An 18,212-nucleotide genomic window follows, 5' to 3' on the forward strand; every position below is an offset into this window, starting at 1 on the left:
GCCGATGAGCCTGCCGATTCCCTTTCTCGAGACCGTCGAGCGGCTGATACCGCGCGAACGCCGCTTCGACGACCCGCTGTCGACCCTGGCCTTCGGCACCGACGCCAGTTTCTACCGGTTGATTCCCAAGCTGGTGCTGCGCGTCGAAAGCGAGGACGAGGTCGCCGCGATCCTATCCGCCGCCTACCGCGAGCAGGTCCCGGTGACCTTCCGCGCCGCCGGCACCAGCCTCTCCGGCCAGGCCATCAGCGACTCGGTGCTGCTCGTCCTCGGCGACAACTGGAACGGCCGGGAAATCCGCGCCGACGGCGCGCAGATCCGCCTGCAGCCGGGTGTCATCGGCGCCCAGGCGAACGCCTGGCTGGCGCCGTTCGGCCGCAAGATCGGTCCCGACCCGGCCTCGATCAACGCCTGCAAGATCGGCGGCATCGTCGCCAACAACGCCAGCGGCATGTGCTGCGGCACCGCGCAGAACAGCTACCACACCCTTGCCGGCCTGCGCCTGCTGCTGGCCGACGGCACCCGCCTGGACAGCGAGGACCCGGCCAGCGTCGCGGCCTTCCGCGCCAGCCACGGCGAGCTGCTGGAACGGCTCGCCGAACTCGGCCGCGAGACCCGCGCCAACGCCGAACTGGCCGCGAAGATCCGCCACAAGTACCGGCTGAAGAACACCACCGGCCTGTCGCTGAACGCGCTGGTCGACTACGACGAGCCGCTGGACATCCTCACCCACCTGATGGTCGGCTCCGAGGGCACCCTCGGCTTCATCAGCGCGGTGACCTACGACACCGTCCCGGAACACCCGCACAAGGCCTCGGCGCTGCTGGTTTTCCCCACGGTGGAAACCTGCTGCACGGCGGTCGCGGTGCTCAAGCGCCAGCCGGTCTCGGCGGTGGAACTGCTCGATCGGCGCAGCCTGCGCTCGGTGGAGAACATGCAGGGCATGCCGGAATGGGTGAAGAGCCTTTCCGCCGGTGCCTGCGCCCTGCTCATCGAGTCCCGCGCGGCGAGCCGCACGCTGCTGCACGAACAGCTCGGGCGGATCATGGCCTCCATCGCCGAATATCCGCTGGAGAAGCAGGTCGACTTCAGCGAAGACCCGGCGGTCTACAACCAGCTCTGGCGCATCCGCAAGGACACCTTCCCGGCTGTCGGCGCGGTGCGCGAGACCGGCACCACGGTGATCATCGAGGACGTCACCTTCCCCGTCGAACGACTGGCCGAGGGAGTCAACCGCCTGATCGAGCTGTTCGACAAGCACCGCTACGATGAGGCGATCCTCTTCGGCCACGCGCTGGAGGGCAACCTGCACTTCGTCTTCACCCAGGGCTTCGACTCGCCCGAGCAGATCGCCCGCTACTCGGCGTTCATGGACGACGTGGCGCACCTGGTGGCGGTGGAGTACGGCGGCTCGCTGAAGGCCGAGCATGGCACCGGGCGCAACATGGCGCCGTTCGTCGAACTGGAGTGGGGCGAGGACGCCTATCGCTTGATGTGGCAGCTCAAGCGCCTGCTCGACCCGCGCGGCATCCTCAACCCGGGTGTGGTCCTCAGCGACGACCCGCAGAGCCACCTGAAGAACCTCAAGCCGCTGCCGGCCGCCGACGAGATCGTCGACAAGTGCATCGAGTGCGGTTTCTGCGAACCGGTCTGCCCGTCGCGCGGACTGACCCTCACGCCACGCCAGCGCATCGTCCTGTGGCGCGACATCCAGGCGAAGAAGCGCGCCGGCGTCGACACCACGGCGCTGGAGCGCGACTACCGCTACCAGGGCATCGACACCTGCGCCGCCACCGGCCTATGCGCCCAGCGCTGTCCTGTGAACATCAACACCGGCGAGCTGATCCGCAAGCTGCGCGGCGCCGACGCCCGGCACGCCGAAGGCGCCACCTGGCTGGCGCGCAACTTTGCCGGCGCCATGCGTGCTGCGCGCTTCGCCCTGCTCGCTGCCGACGGCGCCCGGCGTCTGCTTGGCGCGCCCCTGCTGGCCAGGGCCAGCCGCGGCCTCAGCCAGGCCAGCGGCGGCCGCGTGCCGCAATGGACGCCGGCGCTGCCGCAGCCGGTACGCTTGGCGCCGCCACCCGCCCCGCTCGACGACGAGCGGCCACGGGTGGTCTATCTCGCCGCCTGCGTCTCGCGCGCCATGGGCCCGGCCTTCGGCGACGAAGAGCGCGAGCCGCTGCTGGACAAGACCCGCCGTCTGCTGGAAAAGGCCGGCTACCAGGTGGTATTCCCGGATAACCTGGACAACCTCTGCTGCGGCCAGCCGTTCGCGTCCAAGGGGTATGCGAAGCAGGCCGACGACAAGCGCGACGAGCTGCTCGCCGCCCTGCTCCAGGCCAGCCGCGGCGGCCTCGACCCGATCTACTGCGACACCAGCCCCTGCACCCTGCGCCTGATCCAGGGTCTGGACGATCCGCGGCTGCAGATCCACGACCCGGTGAAATTCATCCGCAGTCACCTGCTCGATCGCCTGGAGTTCATCCCGCAGGACAAACCGGTAGCGGTGCACGTCACCTGCAGCACCCAGCACCTCGGCGAGAGCCAGGCGCTGATCGACCTGGTCGGCCGCTGCACCCGCGAGGTGGTGATCCCGGAAGGCATCCACTGCTGCGGCTTCGCCGGCGACAAGGGCTTCACCACGCCGGAACTGAACGCTCACTCCCTGCGCAGCCTGAAGGACGCCGTGCAGTTCTGCGAGGAAGGCGTGTCCACCAGCCGTACCTGCGAGATCGGCCTCAGCGAGCACGGCGGGATCGACTACCGCGGGGTGGTCTACCTGGTGGACCGGGTGACGCAGGCGAAGGGCGCGCCTCGGTAGGGCGAATAACCGCCTCGCGGTTATCCGCCGGGCCATGCTCCGCAGAAGCGGCGAATAGCGCCGCTGGCGCTATTCGCCCTACGTCAGGCGAAATGGGTGCTCCGGCGTCGTCGGCCCGCGCCGGGGCGGGCAAAAAATCCGTCGTTAAGCACCTCTTAAGTCAGCCGCGCCTATCGTGCCTTCCACCGCGAGGACATCCCTCGCCGAAACGGAAGCAGGAGGCCTTCATGGCAATTCAACCGTTGCGACTCGATCCGATCACCGTGCTCGGCAAGCAACTGGTCATCGAGCTGTTCGACTGCGTCGACCAGCGCTTCGACGATATCCAGTGGATCGAGGAAAGCATGCTCGAGGCCGCCCGCCAGGCCAACGCCACCATCATCACCTCGGCGTTCCACAAGTTCAGCCCGATCGGCATCTCCGGCGTGGTGGTGATCGCCGAATCGCACCTGGCGATCCATACCTGGCCGGAGTACGGCTATGCCGCGGTCGACGTGTTCACCTGCGGCGACGTGCTCGATGGCGCCCAGGCCGTGCGCGTGCTCAGCGAACGCCTGGGCAGCCGTCGGCACCTGATCTCGAGCATGGACCGCGGCCTCGGCGGCCATCGCCTGGGGCTGCTCAGCCGCAGCCTGGCCGGCAATGGCCCGGTCGACGAAGACAGCCCGACCCTGCGCTGGGCGCTGGGCCAGGGCACGGGGGTGGCCTGATGGATACGCCGATCGAACGCGCCCCGCTGGCTCCCGACCTGAGCCAGGCCCGTTACGCCGTCGACCTCACCGGCCTGGTGCCGGCGGAGGTCGCCGCCGGGCTGCCGCCGCTGCCGCCGAACCACTTCTATTTCTATCCGCCGGACCCGCTGCTGGAAGGCGACGGCGCGATCACCGCGATCGAGGACAGCGACCCCTTCGACCAGTACGTCTACCGCCTGCGCCGGGTGCTCTACCAGGGCCGCACGCGCTGGCAGAACGTGCTGATCGCCGACACCTACAACTACGACCGCGTGTTGATGCTCGACGGCGCGATCCAGAGCGCCGAGAGCGACGAGTCGCTGTACCACGAATTGCTGGTGCAGCCGGCCATGCTCGCCCACGACGAGCCGCGCGACGTACTGATCATCGGCGGCGGCGAAGGCGCCACCCTGCGCGAGGTGCTGTCCCATGCCAGCGTGCGGCGGGCGGTGATGGTCGATCTCGACCGGGAGCTGGTGGAACTGTGTCGCGAACACCTGTTCCAGTGGCACCAGGGCGCCTTCGACGACCCACGCTGCGAACTGCTCGCCGAGGACGGCCGGGCCTATCTCGAGCGCGACCCGTCGCTCTATGACGTGGTCATCATCGACGTCGTCGACATGCTCGACAACGGCCCGGCCCAGGCTCTCTATACCCGCCAGTTCTACGAGCTGCTGCATTCGCGCCTGCGACCGGGCGGGGTGGTCGCGGTGCAGGGGCTGGAGTTCTCCCACAGCGACGACAAGCCCCACGCGGCCCTCGCCCGTACCCTGCGCAGTGTCTTCTCCCAGGTCCACAGCTACCGCGCCACGGTGCCCTCGTTCCTCTCCTCCTGGGGCTTCCTGCTGGCTTCCGACTGGCTCGACGCGAACCACTGGCAGGCCGAGGACATCGACCGACGCATCGAACGCAAGCTCGGCCCGCTGTGGCTCGACCACCTCGACGGCGACTACCTCAAGGCCTGCTTCGTGATGGACCGGGAAACCCGCTTCCTGCTCGCCCAGCCGGGACCGGTACTGGAAGACGGCGTACCCTTCGTCGCACCGCCGGATATCGAGGAGATCGAGTTCGGCCCGGCACAATTGCCGGCCCTGGCGAGGACCTGAAGATGTCCGCCGCTCCCCTGGCCAGCGTACCGCTGGCCGTCACCGGCGCGCCCTGCCTGCTGCACCGGGTACGCTTCCGCTCCGCCGCGGACGGCGGCGGCCTGCCGCTGCTGGCCACCCTGCGCGATCCGCAGCCGGCGCTGGCCGTCCTGGCGCAACGCATCGAGCTGAGCGAAGACGCGGAACTGCCGGAGACCGCCGTCGACGACGAGCTGCTGGTGATCTTCGCCAACGCCGGGCTACAGACCGGGCACGCCTGGCGCCAGCGCCTGGAAGCCTGGATGGCCGCCGGCGAGGACGAGCGCCAGCCGACCCTGGAAGCACCCTCGTTCGGCGAGCGAGTGCTGTGGCGCCCCGGCCGCGCGCTGGTCATCGGCAATCCCGAACGCTGCCGGGAGCTGCTCGAAGGCCTGGCCGTCTTCGCCTGGCACGAAGGTCACCTGCGGCGCCTGGAAGACGACACCGCGGCGGCCTGGGAGCCGGCCCAGGCCGATGTCGAACTGACCCAGCTACCGCGCCGTGCCGCCCTGCGGCGCCAGGAACATGTGAACCGGCAGGTACGACGCACTACACTCTGGCGCATGGCCTACGCCCGCCTGGAGTCGCACCTGGAGAAGCCGCCGCTGCAACTGAACGGCGCGGTGCGCCGGCTCTACAACGAACTGGCCATGCAGGCCGAAGTGCACGATCGCCTGGCGACCCTGGACGACCGCATCGAAGTGCTGCAGGACCTCTACGAACTGGCCGCCGACCGCCTCGGTGAATACCGTTACTTCCGGGGCGAACTGCGGGTCGAATGGCTGATCGTCGCCATCCTCCTGCTGGAGGCCGGCCTGAGCCTGTGGGAATTGTGGAATCACTGAAACGAGGCTGCCATGAGAATACTGCTGGCCGAGGACGACCTGCTGCTCGGCGACGGCATCCGCGCCGGGCTGCGCCTGGAAGGCGATACCGTGGAATGGGTGACCGACGGCGTGGCCGCGGAGAACGCGCTGGTCACCGACGAGTTCGACCTGCTGGTGCTCGACATCGGCCTGCCGCGCCGCAGCGGCCTGGACATCCTGCGCAACCTGCGTCACCAAGGCCTGCTCACCCCGGTGCTGCTGCTCACCGCGCGGGACAAGGTGGCCGACCGGGTCGCCGGGCTCGACAGCGGTGCCGACGACTACCTGACCAAGCCCTTCGATCTCGACGAACTGCAGGCACGGGTGCGCGCCCTGACCCGCCGCACCACCGGTCGCGCCCTGCCGCAACTGGTGCACGGCGAGCTGCGCCTGGACCCGGCGACCCACCAGGTGACCCTGTCCGGCCAGGCGGTGGAACTGGCGCCGCGCGAATACGCGCTGCTGCGCCTGCTGCTGGAGAACAGCGGCAAGGTGCTCTCGCGCAACCAACTGGAGCAGAGCCTCTACGGCTGGAGCGGCGACGTCGAGAGCAACGCCATCGAGGTCCATGTCCATCACCTGCGGCGCAAGCTCGGCAACCAGTTGATCCGCACCGTCCGCGGCATCGGCTACGGCATCGACCAGCCGGCGCCCTGAAAACCGCCTACCGGAGTCCTCCGATGCCGCGTACCGCCGTCCCCTCCGTCCGCCGGCGCCTGCTGATCAACCTGCTGGTCGGCTTCGTGCTGTGCTGGCTGAGCGTGGCGGCGCTGACCTACCACCTCTCGCTGAAGCAGGTGAACCGCCTGTTCGACGACGACATGGTGGACTTCGGCGAAGCCGCCCTGCGCCTGCTCGACCTTGCCACCGAAGACCAGGCCAGCGAGGACGGCTCGATCACCGAGATCATCGAACGCAGCCGCGAGGCGATCCAGGGCCTGCCCCTGCTGCGCCGCGAAAGCGCCCTCGGCTACGCCCTGTGGCGCGACGGCCAGCCGCTGCTGTCGAGCCTCAACCTGCCGCCGGAGATCACGGCCCAGGGCCCCGGCTTCAGCACCGTGGAAGCCCAGGGCACCCACTGGCGGGTGCTCCAGCTGAATATCGACGGCTTCCAGATCTGGATCAGCGAAAACCTGATCTACCGCCAGCACACCATGAACCTGCTGCTGTTCTACTCGCTGTTCCCGCTGCTGCTGGCGCTGCCGTTGCTCGGCGGCCTGGTCTGGTTCGGCGTTGCCCGCGGCCTGGCGCCGCTACGCGAAGTGCAGGCCGAGGTCCAGCAGCGCTCCGCGCGACACCTGCAGCCGATCGCGGTGGAGGCGGTGCCGCTGGAGATCCGCGGCCTCATCGACGAACTCAACCTCCTGCTGGAGCGCCTGCGCACCGCCCTCGAGGCCGAACGCCGACTGACCAGCGACGCCGCCCATGAGATCCGCACGCCGCTGGCCAGCCTGCGCACCCATGCCCAGGTCGCGCTGCGTTCGGAAGACCCCAAGGCCCACGCCCGCGGCCTGCTGCAAGTCAGTCGCAGCGTCGAGCGGATCAGCACCTTGATGGAGCAGATCCTGCTTCTCGCCCGCCTCGACGGCGACGCCCTGCTGGAGCAATTCCACCCGGTCAACCTCGCCACCCTGGCCGAAGACGTACTCTCCGAACTGGCGCGCCAGGCCATCGACAAGGACATCGAGCTGTCGTTGCACCAGGAGACCGTGCACGTGATGGGCATCGACCTGTGGCTGAAGGCGATGGTCGGCAACCTGGTGGGCAACGCCCTGCGCTACACACCGGCTGGGGGCCAGGTCGAGATCCGCGTCGAGAATCGCGCCCAGCACGCCGTGCTGCGGGTGCGCGACAACGGCCCCGGGGTCGCCCTGGAAGAGCAGCAGGCGATCTTCACCCGCTTCTACCGCAGCCCCGCCACCAGCAGCGGCGAGGGCAGCGGCCTGGGCCTGCCGATCGTCAAGCGCATCGTCGAACTGCACTTCGGCAGTATCGGCCTGGGCAAGGGACTGGAGGGCAAAGGGCTGGAAGTACAGGTGTTCCTGCCGAAGACCCAGCCGGACGCGACGCGGCCGCCGGCCAGAGGTCCGGACAGCGGGCGGTCACATATCTGATAGCCTGCGCATTGGCCGGGAAAGGGATAGGCTAGCGGCTTCGCAACCTCCCAGGAGACCCGGATGAATATCGGTGAAGCGGCGAAGAAAAGCGGACTGACGCCGAAGATGATCCGTTACTACGAGTCCATCGAGTTGCTCCGCCCGGCCGGACGCAGCGCCAGCGGCTACCGCCACTACAACGAGAACGACCTGCATACCCTGGCGTTCATCCGCCGTTCGCGGGACCTCGGTTTCTCCCTCGACGAAGTCGGCAAGCTGCTCACCCTCTGGCAGGATCGCCAGCGCGCCAGTGCCGACGTCAAGGCCCTGGCGGCGCAGCACGTGCGCGAGCTGAACCGCAAGATCGAGGAACTCAGCACCCTGCGCGACACCCTGCAGGACCTGGTCGAGCACTGCCAGGGCGACCACCGCCCCGACTGCCCGATCCTCAAGGATCTGGCGTCTGGCTGCTGCCACTGATATCCAGCAGCGGCCAGCGCGCCGTCCAGTTCTTCTCCCGCAGGCGCCGCCGGTAGACCTCCGGCTTGCCGGCGAAATGCGCGGTGGGCCGCACCTTCAGCGCCAGCAGGTCGTCGACGCCCAGCGGCGCCAGTAGCTCCAGGCGTTCGCCGACGAGTCGCAGCGCCACCGCCGTGCACGTTTCCGCCCAGTGGCACAGCGCATCGGCGCAATCCCGGTAGGGCCGGTCGCCGTTGCGCAGGTGCATGCGCGCCTGGTTCTTCACCGACCAGGGCGCCTCGCAGCGACGGCGCAACGCGGCCTCGAAGTCGGCGTCGGCCTGCGGGTCGAGGGCCCGCGGGGCGAAATGAAGTACGTCGATGTCCGCCAGCGGCGTGGCTTCGCCGTAGCCATGCAGATGGTCCCATACCGCGTTGCGCACGAAGCCGGCGCCGATCCAGGCGCCCTCCGGGCCGACCTCGCGCAGCACGCGGAGCAGATGCAGGCGCGAGGAATCGGCGGCGATCAGCGCGAGGATGTCTTCCGCCGTTTTCATCCCAACCGCCGCACCGGCCAGGCGAAGCGTCGCAGCAGGCTGGCCGGCAACAGGGTGATGGCCAGCCCGACGAACACCAGCGCGCAGGCCAGCAGGCTGTCCAGGTCGAGGCGTTCGCCGAGCAGCAGCCAGCCGGCGAGCATGCCCGACACCGGCACCGCCAGGGCGAACGGCGTCACCAGGCTGGCCGGGTAGTGGCGCAGGAGGAAACTCCAGATGGCGAAGCCCACCGTGGTCGCGCCGAAGGCGATGTAGAGCAGCGCGCCGAAGCCGCCCCAGCTCATGTTCAGCACGGCGCGCTCGATGGCGTGCGGACCTTCGAATACATAGGAAAGCGCCAGCAGCGGCAACGGCGGGATCAGGCTGACCCAGCAGATCAGGCGCAGCATGTCGGTGGCCCCGGAACGCTTGGTGGCGATGTTGGCGAAGGACCAGGCCAGCGCCGCGGCGACCACCAGCAGGAATGCCAGCAGGCTGTCTCCCAGCGGCCGCTCCAGGCCGATCAGGACCAGCCCCGCCGCCGCCAGCAGGAGGCCGAACAACCCGCGCGGCGACGGCCGCTCGCCCAGCCACAGGGCGGCGATGAGGATGGTGAAGAATACCTGGCTCTGCAGCACCAGCGACGACAGCCCGGCCGGCATGCCCTGGGCCATGCCGACGAACAGCAGGCCGAACTTGACCACTCCGAGGAGCACGCCGATCAGCAGGATGCATCCGAACGGCGCCGGCATCGGCCCGCGCAGGACCAGCAGCGGCAGCGCCGCCAGGGCGAAGCGCAGGGCGCAGAACAGCAGCGGCGGGAAGTCGCCGAGGCCGACCTTGATCACGACGAAGTTCAGACCCCAGATCAGGGTCACCAGCAGGGCGAGCAGGACATGTGCAACAGGCATGGCGGCCTCCGGAAAACTTCAGGCCACGCTAGCAGTTGCGTGCGCAAGGGTCGCGATACAGTTGGCGGGAAAAAACATCCGCCAGCCGCTCACTGCAACCAGGGCGGCGGCGGTTCCTCGCGCTCGCCACGCGGCGCGTCGTCGGCCTGGCGCAGCGCCTGGCGACGCGCCTCCTCGCGCTGCGCGGCCTCGATCTCGCGGAGCACCGCGCGCACGTCGGCGGCCTCTTCGGCTTCGACGAAGGTGCCGCTGAGCGGGGTTTCCGCTGTCAGCTCGCCGGCTTCGTAGAGCGCCCACATTTCCTTGGCATAGCGGGTCTGCCTGAGTTCCGGGGCGAAGCGGCCGAAGTAGGCGGCCATGTTGCCGACGTCGCGTTCGAGCATGCTGAACGCATGGTTGTTGCCGGCCGCGTCGACCGCCTGCGGCAAGTCGATGATCACCGGGCCATCCGGACCGAGCAGGACGTTGAACTCGGAGAGGTCGCCGTGCACCAGGCCGGCGCAGAGCATGGCGACGATCTGGCGGATCAGGAAAGCGTGGTGGCGCCGTGCCTCGTCGGGCTCCAGCGTCACGTCGTTGAGACGCGGCGCAGCATCGCCGTCGGCGTCCGCCACCAGTTCCATCAGCAACACGCCATCGAGGAAATCATAGGGCTTCGGCACCCGCACACCAGCCCCGGCGAGACGGAACAGGGCCGCCACTTCGGCATTCTGCCAGGCTTCCTCCTGTTCGCGGCGGCCATACTTCGAGCCCTTGGCCATGGCCCGCGCCTGGCGGCTGTTGCGGACCTTGCGGCCCTCCTGGTACTCGGCGGCCTGGCGGAAGCTGCGCTTGTTGGCCTCCTTGTAGACCTTGGCGCAACGCAGGCTGTCGCCGCAACGCACCACATAGACCGAGGCTTCCTTGCCGCTCATCAGCGGGCGCACGACCTCGTCGATCAGACCGTCTTCGATCAACGGTTCCAGGCGTCTGGGTGTCTTCATCGGTGCTACGCGGTTCCTCGGGGCCAATGTGGAAGGCAAAGGGTCTGACGTTATACGGCAAACGCCGTGCCGAGCACAGCCGGACGCGCCGGCTTTCCGCCGGACTGCGCACCGATCGGCGTACTAGGCTGGTGGCGCGGTGAGTTCGATGCTTTCCGCCACCGCCTGTTCCAGCCGCTGCATCTCCACGTCCAGCGCCTCGGCGCTGTCGGCGTAGCGCTGGGCAACCTCGGCGAAAGCGTCGGCCACGGCGACGAAGGCCTCCACCAGCCGTGGGTCGAATTCACTGTCGGCGCCGGCCTGGATCAACAGCACCGCCTCGGCGTGTGCCAGCGGCGGCCGGTAGGCGTGCCGGCTGGTCAGTTCATCGTAGCGGTCGGCCAGAGCGACGATCCGCGCCGCCAGGGGAATCCGCTCGCCCGCCAGGCCCTCCGGAAAGCCCCGGCCATCCCAGCGTTCGTGATGGCTGTAGGCGATCTGCCGGGCGAAGCGGAGGAACCCGGAAGGCTGGCCGAGCCGCCGCTCGGCGCTGGCCAGGGCGTCGCGTCCGGCGCGGGTATGGCCCTGTAGCAGGGCGGTGTCGGCGGCGTCCAGTTGCCCGGGGTTGAGCAGGACCCGGTCGGGCACCGCGACCTTGCCGATGTCATGCAACAGCGCCGACTTGCTCAGCAGGTCGACAGCCTCCGGAGTCAGCTCGTCGGCGAACGCCCGCTGCGCCGCCAGGTGCTCGGCGAGCAGCCTGACATAGCGCTCGATACGCGGAAGATGGCGGCTGCGCGGGTTGTCGCGAAGATCGCCAAGGGTCGCCAGGGCTTCGATGACGGCGTCCTGCAACTGTTGCAGTTGGCGCGTGCGACGGCGCACTTCGAGTTCCAGGTATTCGCTCTTGTCGCGCAGGAAATCGGCATTGGCCTTCAGTTGCAGGTGGGTGCGCACCCGCGCCAGGACGATCGGCGGGCTCACCGGCTTGCCCAGGTAATCCACCGCGCCCAGGGCCAGGCCCTGTTGCTCGTCGTCGCGATCGGCGCGGGCAGTGAGGAACATCAACGGGATGTCGCGGGTCAGCGGATCGGCCTTGAGCCGTCGGCAGACCTCGTAGCCGTCCATGCCCGGCATGTTCACGTCGAGCAGGATCAGGTCCGGGCGCGGCTCTTCGACGGCCGCCCGCAGCCCGGCCGGGCCGCTGCCGGCGGTGCGCACGCGGTACTGCTCCTCGAGCAGCTCGCGCATCAGCAGCAGGTTGTCCGGGGTGTCGTCCACCACCAGCACGAGTTCCTGCTCGGGCCTGTCCAGCATGCTCTCCATCGCCCCTCCGCCCTTCGCTACGGGGCCGCCTCGCGGCGACCGTCACTCCGTATTGAAGACGCTGGAGACGACTTCTGCACGCCCGGTCAGGCGCCCGGGGCGACCGTTCAGGGCGTCAGGCGGAAACGCAGTGGCGAATCCTCGGCCTCGGCGCCGTTCTCGCTCTCGCCGAAGGCCCGGCGCTCGATGGGGTCCTGGCCGAAATACTCCTTGATCGGCGACTCGATGGCCTTGCCGCCGGGGCTCACGTGACTGGCGCAACCGCCAAGGAATACCAGGACCACACCGATGACCAGCGCTTTCATCTTCGTACCCCCGTCAGCCCGGCCCATCCGGGCGCTGCGCCGCAGCATGGCGCAGCCCGCCTTAGGGATCGCTTAAGGCATTCAGGCGGCGGCGCGGCTGGCGCGCCACTGGGGCAGGCCGATGAGCACCACGGCGCTGATGATCACCAGCATCGCCAGCCCCTCGATACCGCCGATCCGCTCGCCGGCGAACAGGGTGCCGAGCAACACCGCCACCGCCGGATTGACGTAGGCATAGCTGGTGGCCGCCGCCGGCCGCACGTTGCGCAGCAGGTACTGGTAGGCGCTGAAGGCGATGATCGAGCCGAACAGGATCAGGTACACCAGCGCCAGCCAGCCGCTGGTGCTCGGCCAATGCTCCAGGCGCTCACCGCTGGCCAGACTGCCGACCAGCAGCACCGCGCCGCCGACCAGCATTTCCACGGCGCTGGCCATCGGTCCGGCCGGCAGCGACAGGCGCCGGCTCCACACCGAGCCGAAGGCCCAGGACGCGGCGGCGAACAGGATCAAGCCGGCGCCGGCAGGGCTGGCCTGGAGGTTCGAACCGAGGTTGAGCAGGACGATGCCGAACAGCCCGAGCACGATGCCGCCCCATTCCAGGGTGGTGTTGCGCTGGCCGAACAACTGGCTGAACAGCAGGGTGAACAGCGGCACCGTAGCCACCGCGAGGGCCGCCACCCCGGAAGACACGCCCCAGTGCTCGGCCACCGTCACCCCGCCGTTGCCGCAACTGAGCAGGAGGATTCCGACGATCCCCGCGCCGCGCCACTCGCGCCAGGTCGGCAACGGCGCGCCGCGCCAGCGCAACCAGGCGAACATCAGGCCGCCGGCGATGACGAAGCGCACCCCGGCCATCAGCATCGGTGGCCAGGACTCGACGCCGAAGCGGATCGCCAGGTAAGTGGATCCCCAGATGAAGTACAGGGCGAAGAACGCACCGAAAAGCAACAGCGGAATGCGACGGGCAGGCATGGAAAGCACTCGACAGGGCAGGCGGGAGAAAGACTTCATTTTATGAGGTCGCCACCCGCCGGTTAAGGCACAGCCGCTGGTTATCGGGACGTAACACTTTTCTTTCCATGGAAATCGGCCATGCTTTCCGTCGATTCGACAACCGGGACCCATCATGGACAAATACGACCGTGCGCTCCTCGCCGCCCTGATCGACAACGGCCGCCTGACCTTCGCCGAACTGGCCCGGCGCATCAACCTGTCGCCCCCGGCGGTGGCCGACCGGGTGGCCAAGCTGGAGGCCGAAGGGGTGATTACCGGCTACCACGCCTCGGTGAACCTGGCCAAGCTCGGCCTGCCCATCGAGTGCGTGATCGAACTGCGGATCACCGAGAAGGATTGCCAGTCGGTGCTCGACGAACTGGCCCGGATCCCCCAACTGACCCTCTGCCACCGGATCACCGGCGACGCCTGCGTGCTGATGAAGGCCGCTGTGGCTTCGATGCCGGAGCTGCAGGACCTGATCGACCGGCTGATGAAGTTCGGCATCAGCAAGACCTCGATGATCCTCTCCACCCCCTTCGCCGACCGCCAGCCGGCAAGCCTGCGGGGGCAGGACGGCAATGGCGGATGTGCGGCGTGAGCCCTTCGCCGGGGTTATCCGGCAGGCGTCGGGATCCGTACCTCATCGCCGCCACGAACCCAAAGCGTAGGGCGCATAACGCCAACGGCGTTATCCGCCGCAGCGGCACTCCCGGCCGATAGCGGAGCCGCCCTCACCCCAACTCTCTCCCTGAAGAGAGAGGGGATTCTCCGTACAAGCGTCGAATTCGCTGTCTCCAACGCCGCCGACGAACCCGAACCGTAGGGCGCCGGCAAAAAAAAGGCGGTCCCGTTCGCACGGCACCGCCCAAGTCACGGAGTTGCTTACATCGTCGAGCGACAAGGCCGCTCGCCCTATTGGATTACCGCTCGATGATCGCGGTCACACCCTGCCCACCGGCGGCGCAGATGGAAATCAGCCCGCGTCCCTGCTCCGCCACCGAGAGCAGCTTGGCCAGGTTGGCGACGATCCGTCCTCCCGTGGCGGCGAACGGGTGGCCGGCGGCCAGCGAGCTGCCCTTGACGTTGAGCTTGCTGCGGTCGATGGAGCCCAGCGGCTGGTCGAGGCCGAGACGGGTCTTGCAGTACTCGGGGTCTTCCCAGGCCTTCAGGGTGCAGAGCACCTGGGCGGCGAAGGCCTCGTGGATCTCGTAGTAGTCGAAGTCCTGCAGGCTCAGGCCGTTGCGTGCCAGCAGCCGCGGCACCGCGTAGACCGGCGCCATCAGCAGGCCCTCCTGGCGATCGACGAAGTTCACCGCCGCCGCCTCGCCGTCCTTGAAGTAGGCCAGGATCGGCAGGCCGCGCGCCTTCGCCCACTCCTCGCTGGCCAGCAGTACCACCGAGGCGCCGTCGGTCAGCGGCGTCGAGTTGGCCGCCGTGAGGGTGCCGCGCGAGCCGCGCTCGAACACCGGCTTGAGGGTGCCGATCTTCTCCAGGTCGATGTCCGGGCGCAGGTTCTGGTCGCGGGTCAGGCCGCGGAACGGCGTCATCAGGTCGTTCTGCCAGCCCTCCTCATAGGCCGCGGCCAGCTTGTGGTGGCTCTCGAAGGCCAGCCTGTCCTGCTCGTCGCGGGGAATCTGCCAGGTCTGCGCCATCAGTTCGCAGGACTCCCCCATCGACAGCCCGGTGCGCGGCTCGCCGTTGCGCGGGATGGCCGGGACCACGTGGCGCGGGCGGATCTTCAACAGGCTCTTGAGCTTGTCCAGGTTGCTCTTGCCACGGTTGGCCTCGAGGAGAATCTTGCGCAGACCCTCGTTGACCCCGATCGGCGCGTCGGAAGTGGTGTCGACGCCGCCGGCGATGCCGCTGTCGATCTGCCCGAGGGCGATCTTGTTGGCCACCAGGATCGCCGCCTCCAGGCCGGTACCGCAGGCCTGCTGGATATCGTAGGCCGGGGTTTCCGGGGCCAGGCGCGAACCGAGCACGCATTCGCGGGTCAGGTTGAAGTCGCGCGAATGCTTCAGCACGGCGCCGGCCACTACCTCGCCAAGGCGCTCGCCATGCAGGTTGTAGCGCTCCACCAGGCCTTCCAGGGCGGAAGTGAGCATCTCCTGGTTGCTCGCCGTGGCGTACACGGTGTTCGAGCGGGCGAAGGGAATACGGTTGCCGCCGACAATGGCGACCCGGCGCAGCTGGGTCATGGAAGAACTCCTTGCTGGAATCGTTTACGCCGAGCCGAGGCTCGACCCGTTAACTGAGCGGTCAGTGGCGCACAGGCTAACCTTAGCCGGTCGCGTCGCATTGGCCGCCCTGCCGTTATCCCGGTCAGCGCGGTCAATTGCGGCGAACAGGTGGCTGCGTAGAGTTGTCCACACTGTTACCCGCGTTCCCTCGGCATCGTTGGCCGGCGGAATCCACCTTCAGCCTTGGAGCCTTTCCACCGGGAGCCCGTTCCATGACCGATCGTTACATCGCCTTCGCCAACTCCCCCGTCGGCCGCCGCCTGGTTGGCGCCGTCGGCCTTCCCTCCCCGCTGCGCCTGGAGCGCTGGCAGGCCGGCCGGGTGCGGCCGGTGGACGGCCCGCTGGTGATCGGCGGGAGCGGCGCGCTGGCCGAGGCCGTGCTGCCCTTCGCCGGCAAGCTGACCGATGCGGTGTTCGCCGCCGTCGAGGGACAGTTCGAGCTGCCGCGCTGGACCGCCGAACACAGCCCGCGGGCCAAGGCGGTGCTGTTCGATGCCAGCGGCCTGACCCGCTTCGAGCAGTTGGTGGCGCTGCGCGACTTCTTCCAGCCGGTGCTCAAGGGCCTCGACACATGCCCGAAGGTGGTGGTCCTCGGACGCGCCCCCGAGTCTCTCAAGGACCCGGTCGCCGCCAGCGTGCAACGCAGCCTGGAAGGTTTCACCCGCTCCCTGGGCAAGGAAATCCGTCGCGGCGGCAACGTGCAGTTGCTGTACGTCGGCAAGGGCGCCGAGGACCAACTGGAAGGCGCACTGCGCTTCTTCCTCTCGCCGAAGAGCGCCTACGTCTCCGGCCAGGTGATCCGTCTTGCCGCCAACAGCGCCCAGGTCCACGACTGGAGCAAGCCGCTGGCCGGCCAGCGCGCGCTGGTCACCGGCGCCGCCCGCGGCATTGGCGCGGCCATCGCGGAAACCCTGGCGCGCGACGGCGCGGAAGTGGTGCTGCTCGACGTGCCGCCGGCCAGGGAGGCCCTCGAAGGCCTCGCCGCGCGCCTCGGCGGCCGTGCCGTGGCTCTCGACATCTGCGCCGCGGACGCCGGGCAGCAACTGGTGGACGCGCTGCCTGAGGGCGTCGATATCGTCGTGCACAACGCCGGGATCACTCGCGACAAGACCCTGGCGAAGATGAGCAGCGACTTCTGGAACTCGGTGATCAACGTCAACCTCAATGCCCCGCAGGTGCTGACCCAGGCCCTGCTCGACGGCGGCAAGCTGCATGACAACGGCCGGGTGGTATTGCTGGCGTCGATCAGCGGCATCGCCGGCAACCTCGGGCAGAGCAACTACGCGGTGAGCAAGGCCGGCCTGATCGGCCTGGCCCAGGCCTGGGCGCCGGCGCTGGGCAAGCGCGGCATCACCATCAACGCGGTGGCGCCGGGCTTCATCGAGACGCAGATGACCGCCGCCATTCCGCTGACCATCCGCGAGGCCGGCCGGCGGATGAACTCCATGAGCCAGGGCGGCCTGCCGCAGGACGTCGCCGAAACGGTGGCCTGGTTCGCCCAGCCGTCGTCCGGCGCGGTCAGCGGCCAGGTGCTGAGGGTGTGCGGGCAGAGCCTGCTGGGGGCCTGAGGCGGCCCCTGCCCCCCCGGCGACAGGACGCCGACCCGGTAAGGCGGATAACGCCAACGGCGTTATCTGGCCCTGCACCGGGAAACCACCGGTAGCCCCTTCGGACAGGCCCTACCCGCGCCCCTGCTGCCCGCGCCGGCGGAACTCCACCGGCGTCTCGCCGACCCAGCGCTTGAACGCGCGATAGAAGGTGCTCGGCTCGGAAAACCCGGTGCGTTCGACGATCACTTCGATGCGCTCGTCGGTCTTCAGCAGCAGTTCCTTGGCCAGTCGGCAGCGGTAGTCGGTGACCAGGTCGTTGAAGCGCACCCCGGCCATCGCCAGGCGTTCGCGCAGACGTCGGGCCGGCATGCCGAGGCGCGCGGCGACCTGCTCCAGGGTGGCGCCTCCGTCCACCAGCAACTCGCCGATCAGTTCGCGGACCTGGCGCACCAGGTCCAGGCGCTCCACTTCGGCCAGTTGCCGGCGCGCCAGCGACTCGTGCATGCGCAGCAGTTCCGGGGCGGCGTGGCGCGAGGGTTTGTCCAGCACCGCGGCATCGAATACCAGCGCGTAGCGCGGCATGCCGAGGATCGTCGGGCAGCCGTAGACCGCACGGTAGCGCTCCATCGGCGCGCCGGTTTCGTTCATCAGTTGCACTTCCAGCGGCTTGAACTCGCCCTCGGTGAGCGCGCCGAACAGGCGGATCACCGCGCCGGCGAGCATTTCCGGGAAGTGACGGTTGATCGCCGGCGATTCGCCCAGCGACAGCACCGCGCGCTCGCCCTCCACCTCCAGTTGCGCCTGCAGGGTGTCGGACAGCAGGCGTACGTAGCGCAGGGAATGGCGCAGGCCGGCGCCGAAGGTATCGCTGGAGAGGAACAGGTATTCCAGGAGCAGGCCGTGGAACGCCGGCAGGTGCTCGGCCAGGTGCAGGCCGACATGCTCTTCGCCGCACTCGTCGGCGGCGGCCTTCCAGAACAGGTTCTGTGCGGAATGGGGGAAACGGCCGGCCGGCAGGCCACCCGGCGGCAGCCCGACACGGACCAGGACCCGGTCCGGATCGCAGCCGCTGGCGCGCAGGGCGTCGATCACCGGGCGCATCAGCGCTACATCGTCGGTCAGATCACGCATGGTGTTTTTTCTAGTTATCCATGGGGCGGGCCCATCTTAGGCAGCTTTGCCATCCCCTCTCAAGGAGAGGCCATAGAAATAACCCATCCCGCATGACGGAAAAACCCTCAGATCGACTAGCCGCCGGCGTGGTCGAAAATCTCGATGCAGACGCATCCC

17 protein-coding genes are annotated in these 18,212 nt (G+C 68.7%); 9 read left to right on the top strand and 8 right to left on the bottom strand.

The window, feature by feature from the left end; translation table 11 throughout:
* Positions 1-4: 4 nt before the first annotated feature.
* The 7 genes from M6E97_RS20840 to cueR all read left to right on the top strand — a co-directional run bounded on the left by M6E97_RS20840 (position 5) and on the right by cueR (position 8,118).
* Positions 5-2,821, top strand: coding sequence for an FAD-binding and (Fe-S)-binding domain-containing protein (locus tag M6E97_RS20840; protein WP_033939364.1), 2,817 nt, complete (start codon positions 5-7; stop codon positions 2,819-2,821).
* Between the two features lie 227 nt (positions 2,822-3,048).
* A complete protein-coding gene (gene speD, locus M6E97_RS20845; protein ID WP_003095236.1) occupies positions 3,049-3,531 on the top strand; it encodes an adenosylmethionine decarboxylase in 483 nt (160 codons plus the stop codon).
* Complete coding sequence (locus M6E97_RS20850) at positions 3,531-4,658, top strand: fused MFS/spermidine synthase (protein WP_016254383.1); 1,128 nt, start codon at positions 3,531-3,533, stop codon at positions 4,656-4,658. Before speD ends, M6E97_RS20850 begins: the two co-directional genes overlap by 1 nt.
* 2 nt (positions 4,659-4,660) lie before the next feature.
* On the top strand, positions 4,661-5,521 hold the full coding sequence (locus M6E97_RS20855) for a hypothetical protein (RefSeq protein WP_033939363.1): 861 nt from the start codon (positions 4,661-4,663) through the stop codon (positions 5,519-5,521).
* Positions 5,522-5,533: 12 nt separating this feature from the next.
* A complete protein-coding gene (gene pmrA, locus M6E97_RS20860; protein ID WP_003102236.1) occupies positions 5,534-6,199 on the top strand; it encodes a two-component system response regulator PrmA in 666 nt (221 codons plus the stop codon).
* A gap of 23 nt (positions 6,200-6,222) precedes the next feature.
* Complete coding sequence (pmrB, locus tag M6E97_RS20865; RefSeq protein ID WP_003111296.1) at positions 6,223-7,656, top strand: two-component system sensor histidine kinase PmrB; 1,434 nt, start codon at positions 6,223-6,225, stop codon at positions 7,654-7,656.
* A gap of 63 nt (positions 7,657-7,719) precedes the next feature.
* A complete protein-coding gene (cueR, locus tag M6E97_RS20870) occupies positions 7,720-8,118 on the top strand; it encodes a Cu(I)-responsive transcriptional regulator (RefSeq protein ID WP_003095248.1) in 399 nt (132 codons plus the stop codon).
* On the opposite strand, the gene M6E97_RS20875 is transcribed toward cueR, so the two are convergent.
* The 6 genes from M6E97_RS20875 to yedA all read right to left on the bottom strand — a co-directional run bounded on the left by M6E97_RS20875 (position 8,087) and on the right by yedA (position 13,108).
* A complete protein-coding gene (locus tag M6E97_RS20875; protein ID WP_003111297.1) occupies positions 8,087-8,653 on the bottom strand; it encodes a nucleotidyltransferase family protein in 567 nt (188 codons plus the stop codon). The genes cueR and M6E97_RS20875 overlap by 32 nt on opposite strands.
* On the bottom strand, positions 8,650-9,543 hold the full coding sequence (locus M6E97_RS20880) for an EamA family transporter (protein ID WP_033939362.1): 894 nt from the start codon (positions 9,541-9,543) through the stop codon (positions 8,650-8,652). Before M6E97_RS20880 ends, M6E97_RS20875 begins: the two co-directional genes overlap by 4 nt.
* Positions 9,544-9,632: 89 nt before the next feature.
* Complete coding sequence (locus M6E97_RS20885) at positions 9,633-10,526, bottom strand: PA4780 family RIO1-like protein kinase (protein ID WP_003095255.1); 894 nt, start codon at positions 10,524-10,526, stop codon at positions 9,633-9,635.
* A 123-nt stretch (positions 10,527-10,649) separates the two neighbouring features.
* Complete coding sequence (locus tag M6E97_RS20890) at positions 10,650-11,831, bottom strand: cyclic di-GMP phosphodiesterase (RefSeq protein ID WP_003095256.1); 1,182 nt, start codon at positions 11,829-11,831, stop codon at positions 10,650-10,652.
* 107 nt (positions 11,832-11,938) lie between these two features.
* The gene (locus M6E97_RS20895) at positions 11,939-12,184 is read right to left on the bottom strand and encodes a hypothetical protein (RefSeq protein WP_003102243.1); all 246 of its coding nucleotides are present in this window, start codon (positions 12,182-12,184) and stop codon (positions 11,939-11,941) included.
* 33 nt (positions 12,185-12,217) lie between these two features.
* Positions 12,218-13,108: a drug/metabolite exporter YedA gene (yedA, locus tag M6E97_RS20900; RefSeq protein ID WP_021264024.1), complete on the bottom strand. Its 891-nt coding sequence runs from the start codon at positions 13,106-13,108 to the stop codon at positions 12,218-12,220.
* Between the two features lie 154 nt (positions 13,109-13,262).
* Between yedA and M6E97_RS20905 the strand changes: the two genes are divergently transcribed.
* The gene (locus M6E97_RS20905) at positions 13,263-13,730 is read left to right on the top strand and encodes an Lrp/AsnC family transcriptional regulator (protein WP_003095262.1); all 468 of its coding nucleotides are present in this window, start codon (positions 13,263-13,265) and stop codon (positions 13,728-13,730) included.
* A 322-nt stretch (positions 13,731-14,052) separates the two neighbouring features.
* Here the strand turns inward: M6E97_RS20905 and M6E97_RS20910 are convergent, their stop codons facing one another.
* On the bottom strand, positions 14,053-15,330 hold the full coding sequence (locus tag M6E97_RS20910) for an acetyl-CoA C-acetyltransferase (protein ID WP_003095263.1): 1,278 nt from the start codon (positions 15,328-15,330) through the stop codon (positions 14,053-14,055).
* 254 nt (positions 15,331-15,584) lie between these two features.
* Here M6E97_RS20910 and M6E97_RS20915 point away from each other — a divergent pair, with 254 nt between their 5' ends.
* The gene (locus M6E97_RS20915) at positions 15,585-16,940 is read left to right on the top strand and encodes a 3-oxoacyl-ACP reductase (RefSeq protein ID WP_003111301.1); all 1,356 of its coding nucleotides are present in this window, start codon (positions 15,585-15,587) and stop codon (positions 16,938-16,940) included.
* 111 nt (positions 16,941-17,051) lie between these two features.
* Here M6E97_RS20915 and M6E97_RS20920 read toward each other — a convergent pair whose 3' ends face one another.
* Entirely contained in the window at positions 17,052-18,053 is a 1,002-nt protein-coding gene (locus tag M6E97_RS20920) for an AraC family transcriptional regulator (protein ID WP_003095270.1), read from the bottom strand.
* Positions 18,054-18,212: the final 159 nt, after the last annotated feature.

Origin of the sequence: Pseudomonas sp. B111 (genome assembly GCF_026428275.1) — a bacterium.
Lineage (GTDB): Bacteria > Pseudomonadota > Gammaproteobacteria > Pseudomonadales > Pseudomonadaceae > Pseudomonas > Pseudomonas aeruginosa.

Coding starts and splice junctions, on each gene's coding strand:
- M6E97_RS20840 (WP_033939364.1), top strand. CDS start 5: ATGAGCCTGCCGATTCCCTTTCTCGAGACCGTCGAGCGGCTGATACCG.
- speD (WP_003095236.1), top strand. CDS start 3,049: ATGGCAATTCAACCGTTGCGACTCGATCCGATCACCGTGCTCGGCAAG.
- M6E97_RS20850 (WP_016254383.1), top strand. CDS start 3,531: ATGGATACGCCGATCGAACGCGCCCCGCTGGCTCCCGACCTGAGCCAG.
- M6E97_RS20855 (WP_033939363.1), top strand. CDS start 4,661: ATGTCCGCCGCTCCCCTGGCCAGCGTACCGCTGGCCGTCACCGGCGCG.
- pmrA (WP_003102236.1), top strand. CDS start 5,534: ATGAGAATACTGCTGGCCGAGGACGACCTGCTGCTCGGCGACGGCATC.
- pmrB (WP_003111296.1), top strand. CDS start 6,223: ATGCCGCGTACCGCCGTCCCCTCCGTCCGCCGGCGCCTGCTGATCAAC.
- cueR (WP_003095248.1), top strand. CDS start 7,720: ATGAATATCGGTGAAGCGGCGAAGAAAAGCGGACTGACGCCGAAGATG.
- M6E97_RS20875 (WP_003111297.1), bottom strand. CDS start 8,653: ATGAAAACGGCGGAAGACATCCTCGCGCTGATCGCCGCCGATTCCTCG.
- M6E97_RS20880 (WP_033939362.1), bottom strand. CDS start 9,543: ATGCCTGTTGCACATGTCCTGCTCGCCCTGCTGGTGACCCTGATCTGG.
- M6E97_RS20885 (WP_003095255.1), bottom strand. CDS start 10,526: ATGAAGACACCCAGACGCCTGGAACCGTTGATCGAAGACGGTCTGATC.
- M6E97_RS20890 (WP_003095256.1), bottom strand. CDS start 11,831: ATGGAGAGCATGCTGGACAGGCCCGAGCAGGAACTCGTGCTGGTGGTG.
- M6E97_RS20895 (WP_003102243.1), bottom strand. CDS start 12,184: ATGCTGCGGCGCAGCGCCCGGATGGGCCGGGCTGACGGGGGTACGAAG.
- yedA (WP_021264024.1), bottom strand. CDS start 13,108: ATGCCTGCCCGTCGCATTCCGCTGTTGCTTTTCGGTGCGTTCTTCGCC.
- M6E97_RS20905 (WP_003095262.1), top strand. CDS start 13,263: ATGGACAAATACGACCGTGCGCTCCTCGCCGCCCTGATCGACAACGGC.
- M6E97_RS20910 (WP_003095263.1), bottom strand. CDS start 15,330: ATGACCCAGCTGCGCCGGGTCGCCATTGTCGGCGGCAACCGTATTCCC.
- M6E97_RS20915 (WP_003111301.1), top strand. CDS start 15,585: ATGACCGATCGTTACATCGCCTTCGCCAACTCCCCCGTCGGCCGCCGC.
- M6E97_RS20920 (WP_003095270.1), bottom strand. CDS start 18,053: ATGCGTGATCTGACCGACGATGTAGCGCTGATGCGCCCGGTGATCGAC.